21 protein-coding genes, 1 tRNA gene and 1 pseudogene are annotated in these 22,028 nt (G+C 59.1%); 12 read left to right on the top strand and 11 right to left on the bottom strand.

The features are described 5' to 3' along the window. Positions 1-58 precede the first annotated feature (58 nt). Together AEQ67_RS14235 and AEQ67_RS14230 are read right to left on the bottom strand one after the other, a co-directional pair. Positions 59-850, bottom strand: a complete 792-nt coding sequence (locus AEQ67_RS14235) for a transporter substrate-binding domain-containing protein (RefSeq protein WP_059404474.1) — start codon at positions 848-850, stop codon at positions 59-61. A 102-nt stretch (positions 851-952) separates the two neighbouring features. Further along, on the bottom strand, positions 953-1,654 hold the full coding sequence (locus tag AEQ67_RS14230; protein WP_059404473.1) for a murein L,D-transpeptidase catalytic domain family protein: 702 nt from the start codon (positions 1,652-1,654) through the stop codon (positions 953-955). Between the two features lie 81 nt (positions 1,655-1,735). Between AEQ67_RS14230 and AEQ67_RS14225 the strand changes: the two genes are divergently transcribed. From AEQ67_RS14225 to AEQ67_RS14215, 3 genes are all read left to right on the top strand, one after another. Continuing rightward, the gene (locus tag AEQ67_RS14225) at positions 1,736-3,487 is read left to right on the top strand and encodes a L,D-transpeptidase family protein (protein ID WP_059404472.1); all 1,752 of its coding nucleotides are present in this window, start codon (positions 1,736-1,738) and stop codon (positions 3,485-3,487) included. Between the two features lie 199 nt (positions 3,488-3,686). After that, positions 3,687-4,478 carry a lipopolysaccharide biosynthesis protein gene (locus AEQ67_RS14220; RefSeq protein ID WP_059404471.1) on the top strand — a complete coding sequence of 264 codons (792 nt, stop codon included), beginning with the start codon at positions 3,687-3,689 and terminating at the stop codon, positions 4,476-4,478. 246 nt (positions 4,479-4,724) lie between these two features. Next, positions 4,725-5,120, top strand: coding sequence for a hypothetical protein (locus tag AEQ67_RS14215; protein WP_059404470.1), 396 nt, complete (start codon positions 4,725-4,727; stop codon positions 5,118-5,120). 51 nt (positions 5,121-5,171) lie between these two features. On the opposite strand, the gene AEQ67_RS14210 is transcribed toward AEQ67_RS14215, so the two are convergent. Next, a complete protein-coding gene (locus tag AEQ67_RS14210) occupies positions 5,172-6,014 on the bottom strand; it encodes a LysR family transcriptional regulator (RefSeq protein WP_059404469.1) in 843 nt (280 codons plus the stop codon). A 108-nt stretch (positions 6,015-6,122) separates the two neighbouring features. Between AEQ67_RS14210 and AEQ67_RS14205 the strand changes: the two genes are divergently transcribed. The 4 genes from AEQ67_RS14205 to AEQ67_RS14190 all read left to right on the top strand — a co-directional run bounded on the left by AEQ67_RS14205 (position 6,123) and on the right by AEQ67_RS14190 (position 10,969). Then, positions 6,123-6,827 carry a haloacid dehalogenase type II gene (locus AEQ67_RS14205; protein ID WP_059404468.1) on the top strand — a complete coding sequence of 235 codons (705 nt, stop codon included), beginning with the start codon at positions 6,123-6,125 and terminating at the stop codon, positions 6,825-6,827. A gap of 17 nt (positions 6,828-6,844) precedes the next feature. Then, the gene (locus AEQ67_RS14200; protein ID WP_059404467.1) at positions 6,845-7,612 is read left to right on the top strand and encodes an aldolase; all 768 of its coding nucleotides are present in this window, start codon (positions 6,845-6,847) and stop codon (positions 7,610-7,612) included. Between the two features lie 237 nt (positions 7,613-7,849). Next, the gene (locus AEQ67_RS14195) at positions 7,850-9,421 is read left to right on the top strand and encodes a sensor domain-containing diguanylate cyclase (protein ID WP_059404466.1); all 1,572 of its coding nucleotides are present in this window, start codon (positions 7,850-7,852) and stop codon (positions 9,419-9,421) included. 141 nt (positions 9,422-9,562) lie between these two features. Beyond that, positions 9,563-10,969 (top strand): DUF1254 domain-containing protein, encoded by a 1,407-nt coding sequence (locus tag AEQ67_RS14190; RefSeq protein WP_059404465.1) that lies wholly within the window; start codon positions 9,563-9,565, stop codon positions 10,967-10,969. Between the two features lie 54 nt (positions 10,970-11,023). On the opposite strand, the gene AEQ67_RS36195 is transcribed toward AEQ67_RS14190, so the two are convergent. Continuing rightward, positions 11,024-11,344, bottom strand: coding sequence for a hypothetical protein (locus AEQ67_RS36195; protein ID WP_082377841.1), 321 nt, complete (start codon positions 11,342-11,344; stop codon positions 11,024-11,026). Between the two features lie 254 nt (positions 11,345-11,598). Here AEQ67_RS36195 and AEQ67_RS14180 point away from each other — a divergent pair, with 254 nt between their 5' ends. Then, positions 11,599-12,393 (top strand): exodeoxyribonuclease III, encoded by a 795-nt coding sequence (locus AEQ67_RS14180; protein ID WP_059404463.1) that lies wholly within the window; start codon positions 11,599-11,601, stop codon positions 12,391-12,393. A 112-nt stretch (positions 12,394-12,505) separates the two neighbouring features. Further along, positions 12,506-13,333 carry an arylamine N-acetyltransferase family protein gene (locus tag AEQ67_RS14175; RefSeq protein WP_059404462.1) on the top strand — a complete coding sequence of 276 codons (828 nt, stop codon included), beginning with the start codon at positions 12,506-12,508 and terminating at the stop codon, positions 13,331-13,333. Between the two features lie 73 nt (positions 13,334-13,406). Here the strand turns inward: AEQ67_RS14175 and AEQ67_RS14170 are convergent, their stop codons facing one another. Continuing rightward, positions 13,407-13,736, bottom strand: coding sequence for a BrnA antitoxin family protein (locus AEQ67_RS14170; protein ID WP_059404461.1), 330 nt, complete (start codon positions 13,734-13,736; stop codon positions 13,407-13,409). Positions 13,737-13,739: 3 nt separating this feature from the next. Further along, positions 13,740-14,021 (bottom strand): BrnT family toxin, encoded by a 282-nt coding sequence (locus AEQ67_RS14165; RefSeq protein WP_059404460.1) that lies wholly within the window; start codon positions 14,019-14,021, stop codon positions 13,740-13,742. 256 nt (positions 14,022-14,277) lie between these two features. Between AEQ67_RS14165 and AEQ67_RS14160 the strand changes: the two genes are divergently transcribed. Continuing rightward, positions 14,278-15,795, top strand: coding sequence for a nucleobase:cation symporter-2 family protein (locus AEQ67_RS14160; RefSeq protein WP_059404459.1), 1,518 nt, complete (start codon positions 14,278-14,280; stop codon positions 15,793-15,795). 44 nt (positions 15,796-15,839) lie between these two features. Here AEQ67_RS14160 and AEQ67_RS14155 read toward each other — a convergent pair. Together AEQ67_RS14155 and AEQ67_RS14150 are read right to left on the bottom strand one after the other, a co-directional pair. Then, positions 15,840-17,149, bottom strand: a pseudogene (locus AEQ67_RS14155) (MFS transporter). 99 nt (positions 17,150-17,248) lie between these two features. Further along, positions 17,249-18,565, bottom strand: coding sequence for an L-fuconate dehydratase (locus AEQ67_RS14150; RefSeq protein WP_059404458.1), 1,317 nt, complete (start codon positions 18,563-18,565; stop codon positions 17,249-17,251). Positions 18,566-18,648: 83 nt separating this feature from the next. Between AEQ67_RS14150 and AEQ67_RS14145 the strand changes: the two genes are divergently transcribed. Beyond that, entirely contained in the window at positions 18,649-19,635 is a 987-nt protein-coding gene (locus tag AEQ67_RS14145) for a LysR family transcriptional regulator (RefSeq protein WP_177333647.1), read from the top strand. Between the two features lie 79 nt (positions 19,636-19,714). Here the strand turns inward: AEQ67_RS14145 and AEQ67_RS14140 are convergent. Then, a tRNA-Asn gene (locus AEQ67_RS14140) sits at positions 19,715-19,790 on the bottom strand. A 224-nt stretch (positions 19,791-20,014) separates the two neighbouring features. Between AEQ67_RS14140 and AEQ67_RS14135 the strand changes: the two genes are divergently transcribed. Further along, on the top strand, positions 20,015-20,245 hold the full coding sequence (locus AEQ67_RS14135; protein WP_010456061.1) for a hypothetical protein: 231 nt from the start codon (positions 20,015-20,017) through the stop codon (positions 20,243-20,245). On the opposite strand, the gene AEQ67_RS14130 is transcribed toward AEQ67_RS14135, so the two are convergent. Continuing rightward, on the bottom strand, positions 20,242-20,451 hold the full coding sequence (locus AEQ67_RS14130) for a hypothetical protein (RefSeq protein ID WP_059404456.1): 210 nt from the start codon (positions 20,449-20,451) through the stop codon (positions 20,242-20,244). The genes AEQ67_RS14135 and AEQ67_RS14130 overlap by 4 nt on opposite strands. 236 nt (positions 20,452-20,687) lie before the next feature. Beyond that, on the bottom strand, positions 20,688-21,884 hold the full coding sequence (locus AEQ67_RS14125; protein WP_059404455.1) for an amino acid aminotransferase: 1,197 nt from the start codon (positions 21,882-21,884) through the stop codon (positions 20,688-20,690). Between the last annotated feature and the right edge of the window lie 144 nt (positions 21,885-22,028).

Below are 22,028 nucleotides of genomic sequence, written 5' to 3'. Positions count from 1 at the left end.
GATTTTACGACTGCTTCGCAGCCGGACGCAGGCTTCGCCAGCTGCGACATGGGGTGCGTTATTTGGTCTCGGGCGTGGCTATCCACTGACCCAGAACTTTCTGGTAATGACCCGTCACTTTGGCCAAGTGCAGCCACTGATCCACATATAACTTCCAGGTGGTGTCGTCTCGGGGCAGCAGGTAGGCTTTTTCGCCGTACTGCATGTACTGAGTCGGATTAACCGCGCACAAACCCGGTTTGAGTTTCTGCTGGTAGAGCGCCTCCGACGCATCGGTAATCATCACGTCAGCTTTGTTGTCCAGCAGCTCCTGAAAAATGCTCACGTTATCGTGCAGCTGCAATTGCGCCTTGGGCAGTAAGGCGTGAACAAACGCCTCGTTAGTCCCTCCCGCCGGTTCAACCAGGCGTACCGAAGGCTGGTTGATCTGTTCGAGGGTCTGGTACAGCGCCTGATTTTCACAGCGCACCAGCGGGATCTTGCCATCGACGTCCAGCGTGGTGCTGAAGAAGGCTTTTTTCTGGCGCTCCAGCGTGACCGAGATTCCGCCCATGCCGATGTCGCATTTACCCGCCAGCATGTCCGGCATCAAGGTTTTCCAGGTGGTCTGCACCCACTCAATCTTGACGCCCAGACTGTCGGCCAGCGAGCGGGCCATGGCTATGTCGATCCCTGAATATTCGCCGTCCTCGGCTTTGTAGGTATAGGGCTTGTAGTCGCCCGTCGTACAAACGCGCAATTGGCCTTGTTGCATGACGGAGTCGAGATGCGAAGGGCCTTCCTGGGCCTGAACGCCAAATGAAAGAGCGAATAAGCCACCGAGCATCATCGTGCTTTTTATGTTTTTCATTGTTATCGGGTTTTTGTAAGGGGGTGGGGGCGGGGATGGGCCGCGGGGGGAAAGCACGGGAAGGCAGGGGGGGGCGCCCGCGAGGGGTCGCGTTTTTACAAATCAGCTTTTGCTCGATCCCGAGGCGCCCGCCCGGGGGGCCCCGCCACAATTAACAAACGAAGACGACTTCAACCAACGTTGATCCGGATAGTACGAAAACAACAACTGCCCATCTTTCATCGAGTCGATCAGCTTATGGGCAATCGCCGGGCGTACAGCCGGGCAACCCAGGCTTCTGCCAATTCGGCCGTTCGCCCGTGCCAGCACCGGGCTGACATAGGGCGCGCCATGAATAACGATTGCGCGCTCGAAAGCGTTGTCGTTGAAACCCGGCTCCAATCCTTCCATGCGCAAGGAGTAGCCGTTCTGTCCGACATAGCTCGACTGGGTGCGGTACAAACCGAGGCTGGTGGCAAAACTTTCGTTCTGATTGGAGAACTTGACCGCCATGTTCTCGCCGCTGTTGCGACCGTGGGCTACCAGTTCGTGAAACAACAACTTGCGCTTTTTAAGGTCGAACACCCAGAGGCGTTGTTCGGTCGAAGGCAATGAATAATCGATCACTGCTAGTCTTTGAGCAGGGGCCGCACCTTGGGCCCGGGTGCACTGGGAGGCGCGGACGGCCAAAGCGATTACCTTGGCGTTGGCATCAGGAGCCGCTTTGACCAGCGCGGCTTCCAGCGAATCGGCGTAGGCTGCCGGTACTGAAACACATGTCAGTAGCAGGGCCGTGATCAAAAAGTGGAAGCGGTCTGGCGCCATACGTAAGTCTCACATTAATGTTTCGAGTCTAGCAGTGGGGCAGGATGCTAGCCGTTGAATGCGGGAGATTAAGGATTATCCATGGGGCAATTAACAAGGTTATTCGTCATAAGCCGCGTCTTTTTTATGGGCTTTCTGATCAGCGGTGCGGCGATAGCTGAAACTTCGCCGATTGAGCCGCTATCTCCGGTTATTCGCCTAGCTGGTGCTACAGCCGACGATATCGTCGGCCAAGAGATTCAAGCAACGCTTGCGCCTTTGAGCACCGCTTTTCCACCGTTGCTTACTTCGCCAGGCCACCAACGGGTTGATCCGAACCGTGTGATCATGGACTTTTACATGCATCGCGGTTATCGCGCGGCATGGGAGAACGACAGCGATGTCATCCAGTTATTGAAAAGCCTTAGCGACACCCAAGCCGATGGTCTGGACCCTGCGGATTTTCATATTGATCAATTGGCGGCGGCCAGGGCCTCGATGCAGGCCACCACGCCCACAACGGCGCAACGGGCGAACTTCGATATTGCTGCAACCCGGACCTTCATCACGGCGCTGCTTCAATTACGGCGTGGCAAGGTCGACCCCTCGCGGCTGGACATCCATTGGAACTTCGACCCCGTCGGCATCGATCCGCGTGAAGACATGAACAACTTCTTCGCCGCCCTCGATGCCCACGACGTCGCGCGCGCCTTCGCTCAAGCGCCTCCGCAAGAGACGGTCTATCGCAGCTTGCGTCAAGGCCTGGCGCAACTGCGCAGGATTCGGGACATGGGCGGTTGGCCGAAAATTGCCGAAGGCCAGTCGCTCAAGCCAGGCATGGACGATGCTGCTGTCGCGCAGTTGCGGGCCCGTTTGACGGTGGGGGGGTATCTTGCCCCGCAGACGAAGCGGCGCACTGACTACGACGCCGCCGTCACTGCGGCGGTGAAGAAGTATCAAGCCGAGCAATACCTGGGAGCAGATGGTGTGGCCGGGGCGACGACGCTGGCAGCGTTGAATGTGCCGGTCGAGGCGCGCATCGATCAAGTCCGGGTGAACATGGAGCGCGCCCGTTGGTTGTTGTACAAACTCCAGGGCACTTTCGTCATCGTTGACATCGCCGGCTACAAAGTGGCGCTGTATCGCGACGGTAAAGCGATCTGGCGATCTCGGGTGCAGGTCGGCAAACCGTTTCGTAGTACGCCGGTGTTTCAATCCGAGATTACCTACGTGACATTCAACCCGACCTGGACCGTGCCACCGACGATTCTTGTCAAAGATATGCTGCCGAAGATTCAAAGCAATCCCGGTTATCTGGCTGCCAATCGCATTCGAGTGATCGATCGGGAAGGCAATGTGCTCGACCCGTCGACCGTCGATTGGAGCAACCCGCGCGGCCTCACCCTGCGACAGGATGCCGGGCCTGACAACTCGCTGGGCCAGGTGGTGATTCGGTTTCCCAATGAATACGCGATTTATCTGCACGACACGCCGCATCGCGAGTTGTTCGCCAAGTCAGTCCGCGCCACGAGTTCCGGCTGCATTCGGGTAGAAAATCCGCTGCAGTTGGTCGAGCTACTGTTCAATGACCCGGTGCGCTGGAACAGTGCAGGGATTCAGGCGCAGTTGGCCAACGGCAAGACAGAAAACATCAGGCTCCCGGTCAAAGTACCGGTGCTGTTGGCTTATTGGACGGTGGACCTGAGCAACGATGGTCGAGTGGTGTTCAAGCCCGATGTGTATGGTTACGACTCTGCCGTGCTGCGGAGTTTGAACCTGCCTTCGGCGTTGCCCGTTCTGGATGTGCGGCGGGCAGAATTTCCCGCGGTGGCCACAGGGGAAAACCGGCAGTAGTCAGCAAGGAGGGTGGACTTATTAACGGTATGAAACGTGCAGACTATCCTTGTCTCGATGAGGCATGCGTTCTAAGTCAATCGTTGCGCTTCGTCGCTGAGTTCGGGGTCGGGGAAGTCAAGCGGTTGGCTCACCGTTTGAAAACTATCACAATGCGAAAAACGTGTTGCATCGGCACAGTCGGATAGGGAATTCGAAGATGGATGTTGCGCAAAAAAACTCGCCGCTCATCAAAGGTCCGCTTCACGTGCGTGACCTCGATGAGTGCCGCAACATTCGAAATGGCCCGGTATTTATCATTGCCTCGGGGGCATCCGCTAAAGGTTTTCCGCTGGAGAAGTATGCAGACGTTCCGATGATTACCATGAACGGGGCCATCTCAATGTTCATGGGGGCGGGGGTCAAGCCGTTCTTTTATACCTGTACTGATCAAGGTTTTTCCCGAGAACAACCGGAACTGTTTTCCGAAGCCATGCGTATCAGTCAGCGCGTTGCACTGTCGCAGGACCATGTCTGGAGTACGGCAGTTGCACCCCAGGGAGAGCTGTATTTTCTGAGGCGGGCGCCCAGGTTTTCCTGGAGTGAAATGGTGTTCAGGAACGATAAAGAACTCATTAGCAGTCGCAAGCTGGGAAATGGCCGTAACAGAACCCTGGGTTTCAGCAAGAACCTCAACCGCGGCTTTTTCGATTCCCGCACCATCGCCTACCTGGCTCTGCAAATCGCCTATCACGTGGGGTTCACTAAAGTGTTCCTGGTGGGCGTCGACTTGAATCAATCCGTAAGCCGGTTCTATGAAGAACCCGGCCAATATGTTTCGCCCTGCGTGCTCGATGAGCATTTCTATACGAGAATCCTGCCGTCGTTCGAGATCTTGTCGAAATACGTCGTGAATGAAGATTTCCAGGTCTACAACCTGTCCGGTTCTTCGAGAATTCCGGGTGAGCTCATTCCCCGGGCAACTTATGCCGATGTCGACAAGTTGATCTGAAGCGAACTCTGGCAATCATGCCAATCTGTAGGAGCGAGCTTGCTCGCGATGGTCGTTAACGATAACTCGGACAAGCTGAATTAACGTACCGCTCTCAGGTTCTTCGCGAGCAAGCTCGCTCCTACAAAGGGCAGCGATTAGCAAGCAATCGTCAACCGTTCGGCACTTGCGTTGGGCCTTACATCAGCGTCGCCTAAGCTTTGATTTAACCGGACATTCTTCCGGTGATAACAAGGAAGGTGTGGCATGACTTCATCAAAGTTCGGCGCGTCGCTCCTGATAATCTGTTTGGCAGGCTGCGTCACCACCAAAAACTATGAACCTCCTCCAGTGCCTGCCTCCGCGGTGACGCTTGACGATGGACAAATCAGCGGCACGTTGGTGGGCAAGAAGTTCTATGGCACTACCCGAGAAGGCAGTCATCCTTATTCGATGAGTTTTGCTGCCAACGGAGTCGAGACTTTCGAGCAGGCGCCTTTCAAGCCCGAAACGGAACGGTGGTCATTGAAAGACGGCGTGGTGTGTATCGAAGCGAGAGGGTATCCAACCGAATGCAGCCACGTGAAGACGGCCAATAATGAGTATTGGTTTGTCGATCCGAAGAGTGGAAGAGTCAACTCACACCTGAGGCTCATACCTTGAAGGGGACGGTCGAACCGGAATGGGCGTTCATAGCACGCCCATTCCTCGTGTTCAGGCCTCGCTCAACGCCTCACGCAAAAACTCCACCAACGCCCGTTGCAACCCGGTCAGCGCACCCTCCCGGCTGATCAACGCCAATTCTGTCGGCGGCAACTCGGGCAGGTCGGTACAGACACTGTGCTCAGGCAGCACCGCCGAAGCGGGCAGTACCGATACACCCAAACCGGAAGCCACCGCGGCCTGAATGCCTGTCAGGCTATGGCTGCCGAACGCGACCCGCCATGGCCGCTGCGCCACATCCAGCAGGCGTATCGCTCGTTGACGGTAAATGCATCCCTGCGGAAAGAGCGCCAATGGCAGTATCCCACTGGCTGAGTCGACGCCGGCACCTTTGACCCACACCAGCGCTTCCGGCCAGGCTGCCCAGCACGGACCACTGTCCGGCTCGCGCTTGACCAGGGCAATGTCGATGGTGCCCGTTGCGAGTTTCTGCTTGAGGTCAGTGCTCATGCCGCTGACGGTTTCCAGACGAGCCTCTGGCCTGGCCCGATTAAACCCGGCGAGGATCACTGCCATGCGCCGGGCATCGAAATCCTCCGGCACGCCGATGCGCAAAATCTCCAGGTCGAGGTCGCTGGCGAGGGCTTCCACCGCCTCCGAGGACAGGGCCAGCAAGCGCCGGGCATAGTGAATCAGCAGCTCGCCATGCTCGGTGACGCTGATGTTCTGCCCGGTTCGATCACGCAGCAGCAAGGGATTGCCAACCAGTTCTTCAAGCTTGCGAACCTGTTGGCTGACCGTGGATTGGGTCCGGTGCACACGCTCGGCGGCGCGGGTGAAGCTGCCTTCATCGACCACGCAGACGAAGGTCTTGAGCAACTCGAGGTCGAGCATGGCGATGTCCTTGATATTTGTTTTGCAACTGACAAGTCGATATTAATTTAATTTCACACTATCACCAAGGGCTCGTAATCTGAAGATCACCCTTCAGAGGAAACGAACATGACGCTCAAAAACACCCCGCGCCCCGATTGGCTGACCTTCGATTGCTACGGCACGCTGATTCAGTGGGATGAAGGCTTGAAGGCCGTGGCTGCCGAGATTTTGCGCGACAAAGGCGACCACTCCGTTGATGTCGAGCGCCTGATCGAGGTGTACGACCGCCATGAACATCGCCTGGAGCAGATCCCGCCGCATCGTTCGTTTCGCCAGCTGAGTACGCTGGGTCTGCATCTCGCCCTGGAGGAACTGGGATTGGCGAGCGCACCCGAAGACAGTCTGCGTCTGGCCGCGGCGATCCCGCGGATGCCGCCGTTCCCCGAAGTGATCGAGACACTCGCACACCTCAAGGAGATGGGGTTCAAGTTGTGCATCGTGTCCAACACGGATGACAACATCATCGCCGGCAATGTCGCGCAACTGGGCGGGCATATCGATCGGGTCATCACCGCTCAGCAGGCGGGTGCCTACAAACCGAATCCACGGTTATTTGACTACGCTCATGAACAACTCGGTGTCAGTCGCGAGCAGGTGGTGCATATCTGCGCCAGCCCGACGCTGGACCACACGGCCGCCAGGGACATGCACTTTCGCTGTGTCTGGATCGACCGCGGCACCGGTCGGAAACTGCTGCCGGACTACCAACCCGACGCGATATTAAACACGCTGGATCAGGTCGTGCCCTTGTTCACATCCCTTGGCTGGTAACACACGGAGGCATCGCTATGGCACACACCCTTGCCGGCAGTACCCGGCCCACGCATTACGCTGATCTCAATCTGGACTCGGACGCCGCTGTCACCGCACGAGCGGAGTTGGCGGCGTGCTTTCAACTGGCGGCGCTGCAGGGTTTGGAGGAGGGCATCTGCAATCACTTCTCCGCCATGGTGCCGGGCCGTGATGATCTATTTTTTGTGAACCCCTACGGGTATGCGTTCTCGGAGGTGACCGCGCAAAATCTGCTGGTCTGCGATTTCCACGGCAATGTCGTGAACGGCGAGGGGCAGCCGGAGGCAACCGCGTTCTATATTCACGCGCGGCTGCACAAACAGCTGCCGAGAGTGAAAGTGGCGTTTCACACGCACATGCCGCACGCCACGGCGTTGTGCCTGTTGCAAGGACCGCCGCTGTTGTGGCTGGGGCAAACGGCCTTGAAGTTTTACGGCCGTACGGCGGTGGACGAGGACTACAACGGCCTGGCCCTCGATGAATCCGAAGGCGACCGGATTGCCAGCGTCATGGGCAATGCCGATATTCTGTTTTTGAAGAACCACGGAGTCATTGTCGCCGGCCCCACCATCGCCGAGGCCTGGGACGATCTGTATTACCTGGAGCGTGCCGCGCAGGTGCAGTTGTTGGCGATGGCGACGCAGCGTGAGCTCAAACCTGTTCCCCATGAGATTGCCCTGCGAGCGTACGAACAAATGCGGCTCGGGGATGCTGAAAGCGCACGGGCGCATTTGCAGGGCGCAATGCGGCGGTTGCCACATTAGTTTGGGATTTTCGGTGATTGACAGGGCCTCTTCGCGAGCAGGCTCGCTCCCACATTCGAACGCATTTCTCCAAAGAGAACCCGATCACCTGTGGGAGCTGCGGTGCGACGATTCGACTTGCTCGCGAAGCGGTGTCCCCGATTTTACTCATTTGCCCCTGACCACCCCGTAGACTAAGCTCACAAAAAATAAGGGTTTTGGGCCTTTGCCCTTGCCTTACCCTTACAGGACGAGCTTTTGCCAATCCTCATTCACGATCCGCACATTGCTACCGGCGTCGCTTTGAAACGGTTATCCCTGCGCAAGGCAGCGGTATTGTTTATTGCGCTCGTGTGTCTGTGCCTGTGCGGTTTGCTTTATCTGCAACTGGAGCAGTCGCGCCGGCATGATCTGGCGGAGGCGCAAGTGGCGTCGTCGAACCTGACGCGGGCCATGGCGCAACAGGCCGAAGACACCTTCACCAACGCCGACCTGGTGCTCACCAGTCTGGCGGATTGGGTTCAGGCTGACGGTTTCGGCGCGGAGCAGAGGCCACGTCTGCAGAAAACCTTCGCTCGGCGGGTGCAGGCGCTGAATCAATTGCACGGGATATTTCTGTTCGATCAGAAGGGGCAGTGGGTCGTGACCTCTTTCGATGAGTTGCCACGCGGCTCGGGTGTGTCCGATCGGGAGTATTTCAAGTTCCACCAGCAAAACGTTTCCTCAGTCGCCCACATTGGGCCGGCGATTCGCAGTCGTAAGAATGGCGAGTGGATCATTCCGATTTCCAAACGGGTCAACGACAAAAACGGCCGTTTCCAGGGCATCTTGCTGGCCGGGATCAAGATGTCGTACTTCGATCAATTCTTCAAAAGCTTCAGCATCGATGACAACGGCTCGATGTTTGTGGCGTTGACCGACGGAACGTTGCTGGCACGCCGGCCATTTGTGGAAGCACAGATCGGCACGTCAATGGCCAAGGGAGCGATTTTTCAGAAGTACCTGCCCCACGCGACTTCTGGCAACGCGATGATCAGCTCAGTCGTGGATGGTGTCGTCCGGTTGCATGGCTACCGTCAGCTCGACACCTATCCGTTGGTGGTGTCTGCGGCATCCTCCAGGGAGGCAATTCTCAAGGATTGGTACGCCACGGCGTTTCAATCGAGCGTCATCGTTGCGCTGGTCGTGCTGGGTGTGGGGTTGTTCGGTTGGGTGTTCATTCAGCAGGTGCGCGTCGGTGAACGGGTCGAGGCGGATTTGCGCAACGCCAAGGAAGCGTTGAAGTTGATCGCGACTCACGACAGTCTGACCGGCCTGGCCAATCGCCGACTGTTCGAGCAGGCGCTGGACATTGAGTTCGGTCGTGGCGCCCGGCAGTTGAGTTCGCTGAGCCTGATCATGCTCGATATCGATTACTTCAAGCGCTACAACGACGCTTATGGCCACGTGGCGGGGGACCATTGCCTGGCTGAAGTCGCGCGGGCAGTGAAGAGTTGCTGCCATCGAAAAGCCGATCTGGCGGTGCGTTACGGCGGTGAGGAATTTGCCGTGTTGCTGCCCGACACTGACCTTCACGGCGCACTGGTGATTGCCGAGCAGATCCGCCGCAGCGTCATGGACAAGACCATCACCCACAGCGGTTCGCCTTCCGGTTGCGTGACGGTCAGCCTCGGCTGTTATTCGTTCGTGCCAACGGGGCTGGACAGCATGGAAGTGTTCATCGAGCGTGCGGACGCGGCGTTGTATCAGGCCAAGCATTCCGGGCGAAATCGTGTGGCGGTGTTGTCGATGGAGGGCGGCGTCGAAGCACTGATGCGTTCGGATCGTTGAGGCGCTCAGATGGTGTTTCACCCGCGCAACACCCCCGCCAGCCGGCTGTCCGCCTGTCAGATCCTCCTGAATTGATCGTCTAGAGTTGCGGTAGCCCTGCCGACTCCGGCAGCGCTCCCCACAGCACGGACGATCGCCAAAATGTTGATAACCCAAGCATTGACAGCCGTTGCTCTAACCGTTGCAGCCTGTGCCATCTTTCCGCTCGCGAGCCTTGCTCAATCGAAAATCACACCTGAAGAAGCTCACGCCATCGGCGTCGATGCGTACCTCTATTTTTACCCGCTGTTGACCATGGACATCACCCGCAAACAATTCACTAACATCGAACCGGGCAAGGAATTCGGCAAGGGCCCGATGAACATGTTTGTGAGTGTGCCGCAGTATCCTCCGGCGAATTTCAAAGGGGTGGTGCGCTCGAACTTCGACACGTTGTATTCCATCGCCTGGCTCGACTTGACCAAGGAGCCGCTGATCATCGCCGCGCCAGACACCGCCGGGCGCTTTTACTTGTTGCCGATGCTCGACATGTGGACCGATGTGTTCGCCTCGCCGGGCTGGCGCACCACCGGCACCGAGGCCGGGCAGTTTCTGGTGACACCGCCGGGCTGGGCCGGAACGGTGCCGGCCGGATTGCATCATCTGCCCGCGCCTACGCCTTTTGTCTGGGTCATCGGTCGCACCAAGACCGACGGCGCGGCAGACTACACGGCAGTGCACAAGATCCAGGCTGGCTACACCGTTACGCCGTTGTCGCGGATGGGCAAAAGCCCCGAGCCCGTCAGTGTGAACGTCGACCCGACCGTGGACATGAAGACCCCACCGAAGATTCAGGTCGACACGATGTCGGTGGACAACTACTTCACCTACGCCGCCGAATTGCTCAAAGTGCATCCCGCCCATATCACTGATCAACCGATCCTGGCGCAGATGAAACGCATCGGTATCGAAGCCGGCAAGCCTTTCGACCACCAGGCGCTGGACCCGGCCGTCAAGGCTGCGCTGCAAACCGTGCCGGAGGACGCGCAGGCGCTGATGACGTGGAAGGTGGCGACCCTCGCCCGCGTGGTCAACGGTTGGTCGATGAACACCGACACCATGGGTGTTTACGGCAATTACTACCTCAAGCGCGCAGTCGTCGCGCAGGTGGGGCTCGGTGCCAATTTGCCCGAGGATGCGATTTACCCGCTGAATATCGGCGACGACAAAGGCCAGCCACTCGACGGTGGCAACAAGTACGTTCTGCATTTTGCCAAGGGTGAGACGCCACCGGTCAACGCCTTCTGGTCGATCACCTTGTACGACCCGCAAGGTTTTCAGGTTGGCAATGCGCTCAACCGTTTTGCAGTCAGCAGCTGGATGCCGCTCAAGACCAACGCCGACGGTTCACTGGACATCTACCTGCAGCACGAAAACCCTGGCAAGGAGCTGGAAGCCAATTGGCTGCCGGCGCCGAAGGGTGAGTTCAACCTGACCATGCGTTTGTATGGGCCCAAGCCCGAGGTGTTGAACGGCAAGTGGAACCCGCCGGCGGTCACGGCCATGTGAAGGGCTCTTCAGAGAGCAGCCGACGATTTGACATCATCGGCCGCTTTGACGCGTTCAGCTGCCCGTTCCGCCTCCGGCACCACCCGTCCCGCCGCCGGCAGCTCCGGTGCCACCGCCCGCGCCAGAGCCGCTGTTACCAGCGTTCCCGCCGTTGCCGCTGCTGGAAGTACCCGATCCGCTGCTGCCGCCGCTGGAACTATTGCCGCCCGAGGGTTCGGCCGGGGTGTTGTGGTCGGGGGGCATGGTCGAGCCGCTGGTCGCGCCCGATCGGGTGCCGGTCGCATCGGGGCTTTCGCCGGATGCCGCAAAAGTGGCCACGGAGGCGGCGGACAACAATCCTGCCAACACCAGCGAGGTGATTTTGATGTTCATCATGGTGCGTCTCCAAAGATGAGTCGTTACCTGATGTTGGTGTAAACGGCGGGGCGGTTGGTGCCGGTTGGATGACGAGTGGTTGGGGCCAACTGTGCAGATTTATCCACAAGACCCGGTTGCTCGCGAAGAGGCCCGTTCAGCCACCCCATTCATCACAGCCAGGCGCCTGTTTCGCTGCACACGAGCGCGCCAACGCAACCACCGAAACCCACAGCTGTCACACCCTAGACACCTCGCGACCAGGAGCGCCGGCCATGAAGAATTTGCGAATCGCGACGTTCAACATCAACGGCATGCGCGCCCGGTTGCCGAACCTGCTGGCCTGGCTGGAGCGAGAAAAACCGGACATCGCCTGTTTGCAGGAACTCAAATCGGTCGACAGCGCATTCCCGGCCGCCGAGCTTGAAGCTGTGGGCTATGGCGCGATCTGGCAGGGGCAGGCGTCGTGGAACGGCGTAGCGATCCTGGCGCGGGATGCGCAGCCGCTGGAGAGTCGTCGCGGTCTGCCAGGTGATGACAGCGACACCCATAGCCGTTACCTGGAAGCCGCCGTGCACGGCGTTTTGGTCGGCTGCCTGTACCTGCCCAATGGCAATCCACAACCGGGGCCGAAATTCGATTACAAACTGGCCTGGTTCGAACGGTTGATCACGTATGCACAGACGCTTCAGGGCAGCGAGCATCCGGTGGTGCTGGCCGGGGACTACAACGTGGTGCCCACCGACCTGGACATCTACAACACGCGCTCCTGGCTCAAGGATGCATTGCTGCAACCCGAGAGCCGCGAGTGTTATCAGCGTCTGCTGGCCCAGGGCTGGACCGATTCCCTGCGTCATCTGTATCCGGAAGATCGGCTCTACACTTTCTGGGATTACTTTCGCCAGCATTGGCAGAAGAATTCCGGGCTGCGTATCGATCATCTGTTGCTCAACCCGGCGTTGAGTCCTTATCTGCATGAGGCCGGCGTCGATGCCTGGGTGCGCAACGAGCCGCATGCCAGCGATCACGCGCCAACCTGGATTCGGCTGGGTTCGCGCAAGCGGCGTTGATGTCTGCGAAGCGGGTGATTGGCTAAATCAATTGTCAGTTGACCCGCTTTATCCCTTATACATGGCGCCCATTGGCGGAGTGATCCGCGGCCCCATGCATAAGGACTGAGCAATGAGCGAGCCACGCCTGACGAACCGTGCGCTATACCTGCAACGCCTGGGTTTCGATGCGCCCCCGGCGCCGACCCTGGAAAGCCTGCGCGCACTTCAGTTGCGCCACACCGGCGCTTTCCCGTTCGAAAACCTCACAACGTTATCGGGCGAACCGGTACACATCGACCTGCCGTCCATCGAGCAAAAAGTCCTGCACGAGGGGCGCGGCGGTTACTGCTACGAACTCAACAACCTGTTCCTGGCATTGCTCCAGGAGTTGGGCTACGACGCTCGCGGCATCTCCGGCCGGGTGGTCATGGGCCAGCCCGAAGGTGCATGGACCGCCCGTACGCATCGTTTGAGCGTGGTCGTTCTGGATGGCGTGCGCTACATCACCGACGTCGGCTTCGGCGGCATGGTGCCGACCGCGCCGCTGCTGCTCGACACCGCGGCGGAACAGCTCACACCGCATGAGTCTTATCGCATCGAGCAGCACGAAGATGGCTACACCCTGCGCGCGAAAGTCGCCGACGAGTGGAAGGCGATGTACATCTTCGATCTGCAACGCCAGGAAGACATCGATTACGCCGTCGGCAATTGGTACGTCTCGACCTGGCCCGAGTCGTCCTTCGCCCGGCAGTTGATGGTGGCGCGCACGGGGGAGGGCTGGCGACGCACGCTGAACAACGGCAGCTTCGCGATTCATCACATCGGCAGCGAAAGCGAGCGACGGCAGGTGGCGGATGTGGACGAGTTGATCAGATTGCTGCAAAGCGAATTCGGCATTCGGGTGCCGGAGCATGCGCAGTTGAAGCGAGTGCTTGAGCGGCTGATCGAGCCCGCGTAGGAAGCCATGAGGCGCCACGAAAAAGGCTTGATGCGCAACGATGCGGCCTCGCTCAAGCGGCCTGGGTTCTTGCCTAGGGACGTGCATCGGATTCCATCACGCGATGAATTTCATTGAGCGCCTCTGACAATTTCTTCTCCAGGCTTTTCAGCTCGGACGTCGACAGTCCTTTTTTGAGATGCCCGGTAGTGGCGGCAGGCTCCCCGGTTTTGCCCTTACTGCTGAGCAAGACCTGACGCAACGTATTGTTGATCACCGTCTGGTAGCCAAACCCTTCGCTCTCGGCCCGAGCACGGGCAGCCTCAATGACGGCATCGTCGAGCATGATGGTGATGCGGGTCTTGCCTTTGGTGGGGGCAACCGCTCCACGCTTGGCATTGCTGAAGTCGTATTCGTCTTTCATCGGTCAACCCTCCATGTAGTGGCGACGCTCGTTCCGGGTGGCGATGCGCGCGGAAATGATTCGAACGAAATTAGGATCTCGGTAGGTGTACGCAACGACCAATAAGCGACCTTTGGCATCCAGCCCCATGATGACCCATCGCTGCTCGTCATGATGATCGTCCTGCAATGTCAGGGCTCGTTCGTCATAAAACACCGACTCAGTCTCTGCGAGGCTCACACCCTGATGCTTTAATCTGTTGGCTGCGTTTTTTGCCTTGTGATACTGAATTTCGAATGGCTTCATTATGCATACTTTATATGTATAAAAAAGAGGGCGTCCGTACCGGTGGTCGCCAGGAACTCAAAGGCTAGTCGCTGCAGGGCAAAGACTGACGGGGGATGTATTGCAAGAATTTTTTCTTGAGGGGAAGGCGCGTGAACAGCGGGGCGCGTGGCCATGTGTCCATAATGTGACCGATAAGTTGTATACAACTCTATAGACATTTGTCCTGAGTCTTGCATACAGTGTGCGCATAACAAAAACCAGGGAACCCCCTAACATGAAAACGCCCCATGTTTCACACCAACGGCCTGAAGATGAGAATCTCGGGATCGGCGCGAATATGGCTTACGGCCTGCAACATGTTCTGACCATGTACGGCGGTATCGTCGCGGTGCCTTTGATCATCGGTCAGGCTGCCGGGCTGTCGCCGGCGGACATCGGTTTGTTGATTGCTGCTTCATTGTTTGCAGGGGGGCTGGCCACGTTGCTGCAAACCCTGGGCTTACCGTTTTTCGGTTGTCAGTTGCCGCTGGTGCAGGGCGTGTCGTTCTCTGGCGTCGCGACCATGGTGGCGATTGTCAGCAGTGGCGGTGAGGGCGGATTCCAGTCGATTCTGGGGGCGGTGATTGCGGCGTCTCTGATTGGTTTGCTGATCACGCCGGTGTTCTCGCGAATTACCAAGTTCTTCCCGCCGCTGGTCACGGGCATCGTGATCACCACCATCGGCCTGACGCTGATGCCGGTGGCCGCGCGCTGGGCCATGGGCGGCAACAGCCATGCGCCGGACTTCGGCAGCATGGCGAATATCGGTCTGGCAGCGGTGACGCTGGTGCTGGTGTTGCTGCTGAGCAAAATCGGCAGCGCGACCATCTCGCGATTGTCGATCCTGCTGGCGATGGTTATTGGTACGGTGATCGCGGTGTTCCTCGGCATGGCGGACTTTTCGTCCGTCACTCAAGGCCCGATGTTCGGCTTCCCGACACCGTTCCACTTCGGCATGCCAACCTTCCACTTCGCCGCGATCCTGTCGATGTGCATCGTGGTCATGGTGACGCTGGTGGAAACCTCGGCGGACATCCTGGCGGTCGGTGAAATCATCGGCACCAAGGTGGACTCCAAGCGCCTGGGCAACGGTTTGCGCGCCGACATGCTGTCGAGCATGATCGCGCCGATCTTCGGCTCGTTCACCCAAAGCGCCTTCGCCCAGAACGTCGGGCTGGTGGCGGTGACGGGCATCAAGAGTCGTTTCGTGGTGGCCACCGGCGGTTTGTTTCTGGTGATCCTGGGCCTGCTGCCGTTCATGGGCCGGGTCATCGCGGCTGTGCCGACGTCGGTGCTTGGCGGTGCCGGTATCGTGCTGTTTGGCACCGTCGCGGCCAGTGGGATTCGTACGCTGTCCAAGGTCGACTACCGCAACAACGTCAACCTGATCATCGTCGCCACCTCCATCGGCTTCGGCATGATTCCCATCGCCGCGCCGAACTTCTACGACCACTTCCCAAGCTGGTTCGCGACGATCTTCCACTCGGGTATCAGCTCGTCGGCGATCATGGCCATCGTGCTCAACCTGACCTTCAACCACCTCACCGCCGGTAACTCCGATCAGCAGTCAGTGTTCGCGGCCGGTACTGAACGCGTTCTGCGCTATCAGGATCTGGCAGCGTTGCGTGAAGGCGATTACTTCAGCGACGGCAAACTGCATGACTGCGACGGCAAGGAAATTCCGGTGGTGGAACCGGCTCATGCATCGGACGAGCACCACCCCAGCCATGCGAAAAGCAGTGAGCATGTCTGACGGTGGTATCCGTCAAGTAAGCCAATAACAGAACCGCCGTCTTTTCAGACGGCGGTTTTTTCTTGGCCCTGACGCAAGCGGGGGCTGACCAGCGCGGCAAAGACCAACAAGCCGGCGATCACCAGCAAGCCATTGCGAGGGCTGCCGGTGGCCTGTTCGATCAACCCCACACCGACGGACCGCCGAAACCACCCAATAACCCGCAGGTGGTGACGAACGCCAAGCCACCCGCCAAGGCAGTTCCGCTCAAGCGGCTGGAGGGGAAAACAAAGATGATCGACTGCACGACGAACAGCATCAGCGCCGTCAGCGAAAAGCCGATCAGGCCGATGTAAGAATTGGAAAACGAGGCCATAAGCAGGCCGGCAGACATGGTCAGCAGGCCGAAGAATAGAATCCGTCGGCAGCGCTGCGGTGAGGTTGCCAAGCGGGGAAAAGTGGCGGCACCGATGGCCGCGGCAATCCACGGCACGGACGTCAACAGGCCGATTTGCAGCGGTGACAACGCACCGTAAGTGCCGATGATGCCGGGCAGGAAGAAGATCACGGTGTAGATGGTGATCTGATGCACGAAGTAGACGACGATCGCCAGCCAGATTTGTTTATCGCGCAGCATCTGGCTGAGGCGGGTTTGTTGTGGGGCGTCTTCGCTCTCGGCGTTCAGGCGTTCTTCGATGTCCCGGGCGTCGGCTGCCGATAGCCAGGACGCGGAGGAGGGGCCGTCGGGCAGTTTCTTCCACACCACATAGGCCAACGCTACGGCGGGCAGGCCTTCCAGTACAAACAACCACTGCCAGCCATGCCAGCCGAGCCAGCCATCGAGCTGCAACAGTGCGCCGCCGAGCGGGCCGCTGAGGATATTGGCCACGCAGACGCCGAGCAGAAAATACCCGGTGGCGCGGGCGCGTTGTTCGCGGTTGAACCAGTAGGTCAGGTACAGCATGACGCCCGGAAACAGGCCCGCTTCGGCGACGCCCAGCAACAGGCGCATGACATAGAACGAGGTTTCACCCTGGACGAACGCCATGCCCGCCGAGAGCAGGCCCCAGGTGATCATGATGCGAGTGATCCAGAACCGTGCGCCGACTTTTTGCATGATCAGGTTGCTGGGCACTTCGAACAGCGCGTAGGTTAGGAAGAACAACCCGGCGCCCAGGCCATACGCCGCGGCGGAAAGCCCAAGGTCGATGCCCATGCTGGCCTTGGCCAGGGCAATGTTGGTGCGGTCGAGAAAACTCATGACATAGACCACGACCAGCAGCGGCATCAGTTTGCGCAACAGCAGGTTGGTCAAGCGTTGTTCGTTGCAGGCAGCCGGAGCCTGGGCAACCGTGATGGTGCTTAGGATTGTCATTTTTATAGTCCTAATGTGGGCAGGTGCGCCTGTCATGGCGCCCGGTGCAAAGGGGCGCCACTGTGCCGTTGCGCGAACGGAAGGTGCTGCTTTTAGTGGTCAGGATTGGGCAAGATCAATCCACACCGGGCCGTTGGGATACTGGTAGCGTTCCAGGGTTTCGGCGGTCATTTCGATGCTGTAGCCGGGCCGTTGCGGTGGCATGTAGCGGCCGTTGCGAATCACCACCGGTTCGAGGAAGTGTTCGTGCAGGTGATCGACGTATTCCAGCACGCGGTTTTGCAGCGAGCCGGATACCGCGATGTAATCGAACAGCGAGATGTTCTGCACGTACTCGCACAAACCGACACCGCCGCCATGCGGGCACACCGGCACGTCAAACTTGGCGGCCATCAGCAACACAATCAGCACTTCGTTGAGACCGCCCAGGCGTGCGGCGTCCAGCTGGCAGAAGTCGAGTGCCTGGGCCTGGAACATCTGCTTGAACATCACCCGGTTGTGGCAGTGCTCGCCCGTGGCGACGCCAATCGGTGCGATGCGCTGGCGGATGGTCGCGTGTCCGAGAATGTCGTCCGGGCTGGTCGGTTCTTCGATCCACCATGGATCGAAAGCGGCCAGGCGACGCATGTTCGCCACCGACTCATCGACGCTCCAGACCTGGTTGGCGTCCATCATCAAGGTGCGCTCCCAGCCGATTTCTTCGCGCAGGATTGCGGCGCGGCGCATGTCGTCTTCCAGGTTGGCGCCGATTTTCTGTTTGAAGTGGGTCCAGCCATCGGCCACTGCTTCGCGGGCCAGTCGGCGCATTTTTTCTTCCGAGTAACCCAGCCAGCCCGGCGCAGTGGTGTAGCCGGGATAGCCTTCGCGCAGCATCTGCGCTTCACGCTTGGCTTTGCCGGGAGCCTGGCGACGCAGCAGGGCGATGGCTTCCTCGGGGGTGATGGCGTCGGTCACGTAGCTGAAGTCGAGGCAGGCGACCAGTTGTTCGGGCGTCATGTCCGCCAGCAGTTTCCACACCGGCTTTGCTTCGGTCTTGGCCCACAGGTCCCACACGGCGTTGACGATGGCGGCGGTAGCCAGGTGAATCACGCCTTTTTCCGGACCGAGCCAGCGCAGTTGGCTGTCACCCACGGTGATGTTGTGCCAGAAGCGGCCCATGTCGGCGGTGATCTCTTCCAGCGTCAACCCAACGATCAGCGGCGCCAGTGATTGCACGGCGGCGACGCAGATTTCATTGCCGCGGCCGATGGTGAAGGTCAGGCCATGGCCTTCCAGGCCGTGGGTCGAGTCGGTGTGCAACACCACGTAGGACGCCGAATAGTCTGGCGCGCTGTTCATCGCATCAGAGCCGTCGAGTGACCGGGAAGTAGGGAAACGAATGTCGCGAACGCTCAGGTGGGTGATTCGAATACTCATGGTGAACTCTTTTTATAGGTGACCACTTGGGAGCTCGACTGTAGGGTGGTCGGCGATATAGGCATAATCGTCGATTCGTATAGATGGATATTAAAATTGATATGTCAGAGCAGCCGAAAGTCCCCATGCTCGCCAGCCCGGCGCCGGCGAAAACCTTCAGCCCGCTGAAGATTTCCAGTCGTCAGATTGCCCTGCTCAACGCCCTGGGCGAGTTCCGTAACCTGCGCCGCGCGGCGGCTGCGATGCACACCACGCAGCCGGCTGCGAGCCTGTTATTGCAACAGTTGGAAGAACGCCTCGGCGCCAAGCTGTTCGAGCGCCTGCCGCGCGGCATGGAACCGACGCTGTATGGCGAGGTGATGATTCATTACGCCCACGGGGCGATTCATGAATTCGAGCACGCCGAAGCTCAGCTGGCGGAGCTGGCGCGCGGTGCTTCGGGATTGGTGCGCATCGGCACGGTGATGGGCCCGGTGCCGACCTTGTTGACTCGGGGCGTGTTGGCATTCAAGGCGGATAACCCCAAGGTGCGCATCTGCATTGAAGTCGGGACCAGCGACACGCTGCTGCCGGCGCTGATTCGCGGTGATTTTGATGTGGTGCTGGGGCGGCTCCCGGACCAGATCGACGGCCAGGGGCTGGATATTCAACTGTTCGAAAAGGGCGAGCAAATGCGCGTCATTGCGCGGCCCGGTCACGCGCTAGCCACGGCCGCAAAACTGAGCCTGGCCGACCTGGTGACGCAGACCTGGATTCTGCATCCGATCGGCAGCCCGATGCGTCGTCATGTGGAAAGTGCACTCAAGGCCGGGGGCATGGTGCAGACGCTGGACATCGTTGAAACCGCGTCAATCCTGGCCACCACCTCGATGATCGAGGCGTCGGACATGATCGCCGTGGTGCCCAATGACGTAGCGGAGCACTACCTGCGCTACGGCATGGTGGCGATCCTGCCGGTCGAGTTGCCCATCTCCATGGTCAACATCGGCCTGCTGACGCGCCAGTCGCGGCCATTGTCGCCGGCCGTCAGCAAACTGCTGGGTTATCTCAATGAATATGGGAAGGGCTAACCCGGAACGCTGAAACGAAAAAACCCGCCAGAAGGCGGGTTTATCGAGTGGTTCAGAGATATTTCTCTGAACCCTTGTATGGCTCCACGACCTGGACTCGAACCAGGGACCCAGTGATTAACAGTCACTTGCTCTACCAACTGAGCTATCGCGGAATGGCGTGTATGTTACTGATTCAAAAAGAGAAGTCAAGCATCTGTTAGCAAACTGACGGATTCATCGGGACGGACGGTGGTTTATCGGCGATTGGCGGTTACCAGAATCGCCTCAGAGGTCTACCATGGCCGCCCGGAAGTGGTTACACGCGCTGCCGGCCATTCGCCGAAAAGGTACGCGTCATGAATCATCCAACCCTCTCACCTCGTCACGAGGTGTTCGCATGAGCATCGCTCAGATCAGTCTGCCCAAAGGTGTCGGCCCGCACGCCGAGAAGCTGTTCGATGCCATCACTCAAGCCAGCACTGCTGACGACTTGAACCGCGCCGGTGGCAAGGCCGAAGGTTTTGTCCTGGGCCTGGAAAGCGCCAAGGCGATCAAAAGCCAGGTCGCCGAATCGCTTTACGTCGCCTATGACGACGCCGCCAGCCAGCGCGCAACCGAACTGGCTTAACCGCCGAAGGTAAACGTGCCGAGCATCAGTTTGGCGTACAACATCGTCGCGGCCAGCTGCACCAGCCACAGGGCCAGGCCGCCGAGAAATACGCCGGCCGCCACTTGCATCACCAGGTTGTTACTGCGTTTGGCCGGGGTGCGAGGCGCGAAGTCATTCAGGTCATCCAGGTCATCGCGCTCAGCGCGCAGGTCATCGTTTTTCATGTCAGCTCTCGTAAAAATTCCGGGGTGTACACAAAACCTGTAGGAGCCGGCTTGCCGGCGAAGAGGCCATAGCGGTCAATATAGATATAGGCTGTTCGGCCGCCTTCGCTGGCAAGCCAGCTCCTACAAGGTAGATGTGTGCAGTCTAGGGGGCTTGATCGTTGCTTTGAGAATTATCTGAGACAAATAAAAACGGGAAGCCCAAGGGCTTCCCGTTTTTCGTATCACTCGACGACTCAGATCACCGCAACGATGGCCTTGGTCACGACGTCGATGTTGCTCTGGTTCAACGCGGCCACGCAGATGCGGCCGGTGTCCAGGGCGTAGATGCCGAACTCGCTGCGCAGACGGGTCACTTGCTCAACCGTCAGGCCGGAGTAGGAGAACATGCCGCGCTGGCGACCGACGAAGCTGAAGTCGCGCTGTGGCGCTTGCTTCGCCAGTTGCTCAACCATCTGAATGCGCATGCCGCGAATCCGCAGGCGCATTTCTGCCAGTTCTTCTTCCCACTGAGCGCGCAGTTCCGGGCTGTTCAGGACAGCGGCGACGATGCTTGCACCGTGGGTCGGCGGGTTGGAGTAGTTGGTGCGGATCACGCGTTTGACTTGCGACAGGACGCGCGCGCTTTCTTCTTTCGATTCGCTGACGATCGACAGGGCGCCAACGCGCTCGCCGTACAGCGAGAAGGATTTGGAGAACGAGCTGGACACGAAGAAGGTCAGGCCCGACTCAGCGAACAGACGCACGGCGGCGGCGTCTTCGTCGATGCCATCGCCAAAACCCTGGTAGGCCATGTCGAGGAACGGCACGTGACCTTTGGCTTTCACCACGTCCAGCACGTTGTTCCAGTCCGCCGGGCTCAAGTCCACGCCGGTCGGGTTGTGGCAGCAGGCGTGCAGCACAACGATCGAGCCGGACGGCAGGGCGTTCAGGTCTTCGAGCAGGCCGGTACGGTTTACGTCGTGGGTCGCGGCGTCGTAGTAGCGATAGTTCTGCACCGGGAAACCAGCGGTTTCGAACAGCGCGCGGTGGTTTTCCCAGCTCGGGTCGCTGATCGCGACGACAGCGTTCGGCAGCAGTTGCTTGAGGAAGTCGGCACCGATTTTCAGTGCGCCAGTGCCACCCACGGCTTGGGTGGTGATAATCCGGCCAGCGGCGATCAGTGGCGAGTCATTGCCGAACAGCAGTTTCTGCACGGCCTGGTCGTAGGCGGCGATGCCGTCGATGGGCAAGTAGCCACGGGAAGCGTGTTGAGCGACGCGAATCGTCTCGGCTTCGACAACGGCGCGCAGGAGTGGAATTCGCCCCTCCTCGTTGCAGTAAACACCGACCCCCAGGTTGACCTTGTTGGTACGGGTATCGGCGTTGAATGCTTCGTTGAGGCCCAGGATTGGATCGCGTGGTGCCATTTCGACAGCGGAGAACAGGCTCATTTTTGCGGCGGCTCTGAATGGAGAGTGGAGGGACGTGTCGCGCTCCAGCCGAATGCACTAGAGCGGTGCACAAACGGGGAGCTAGTATAGAGGCCATCTGCGATTGAAGGCGACAGACGATTCCGCTTTTTGGTTAAGTTTTTC

The organism is Pseudomonas sp. RIT-PI-q (assembly GCF_001297125.1).
Lineage (GTDB): Bacteria > Pseudomonadota > Gammaproteobacteria > Pseudomonadales > Pseudomonadaceae > Aquipseudomonas.
This window is presented reverse-complemented; position numbering and strand designations above follow the sequence as displayed.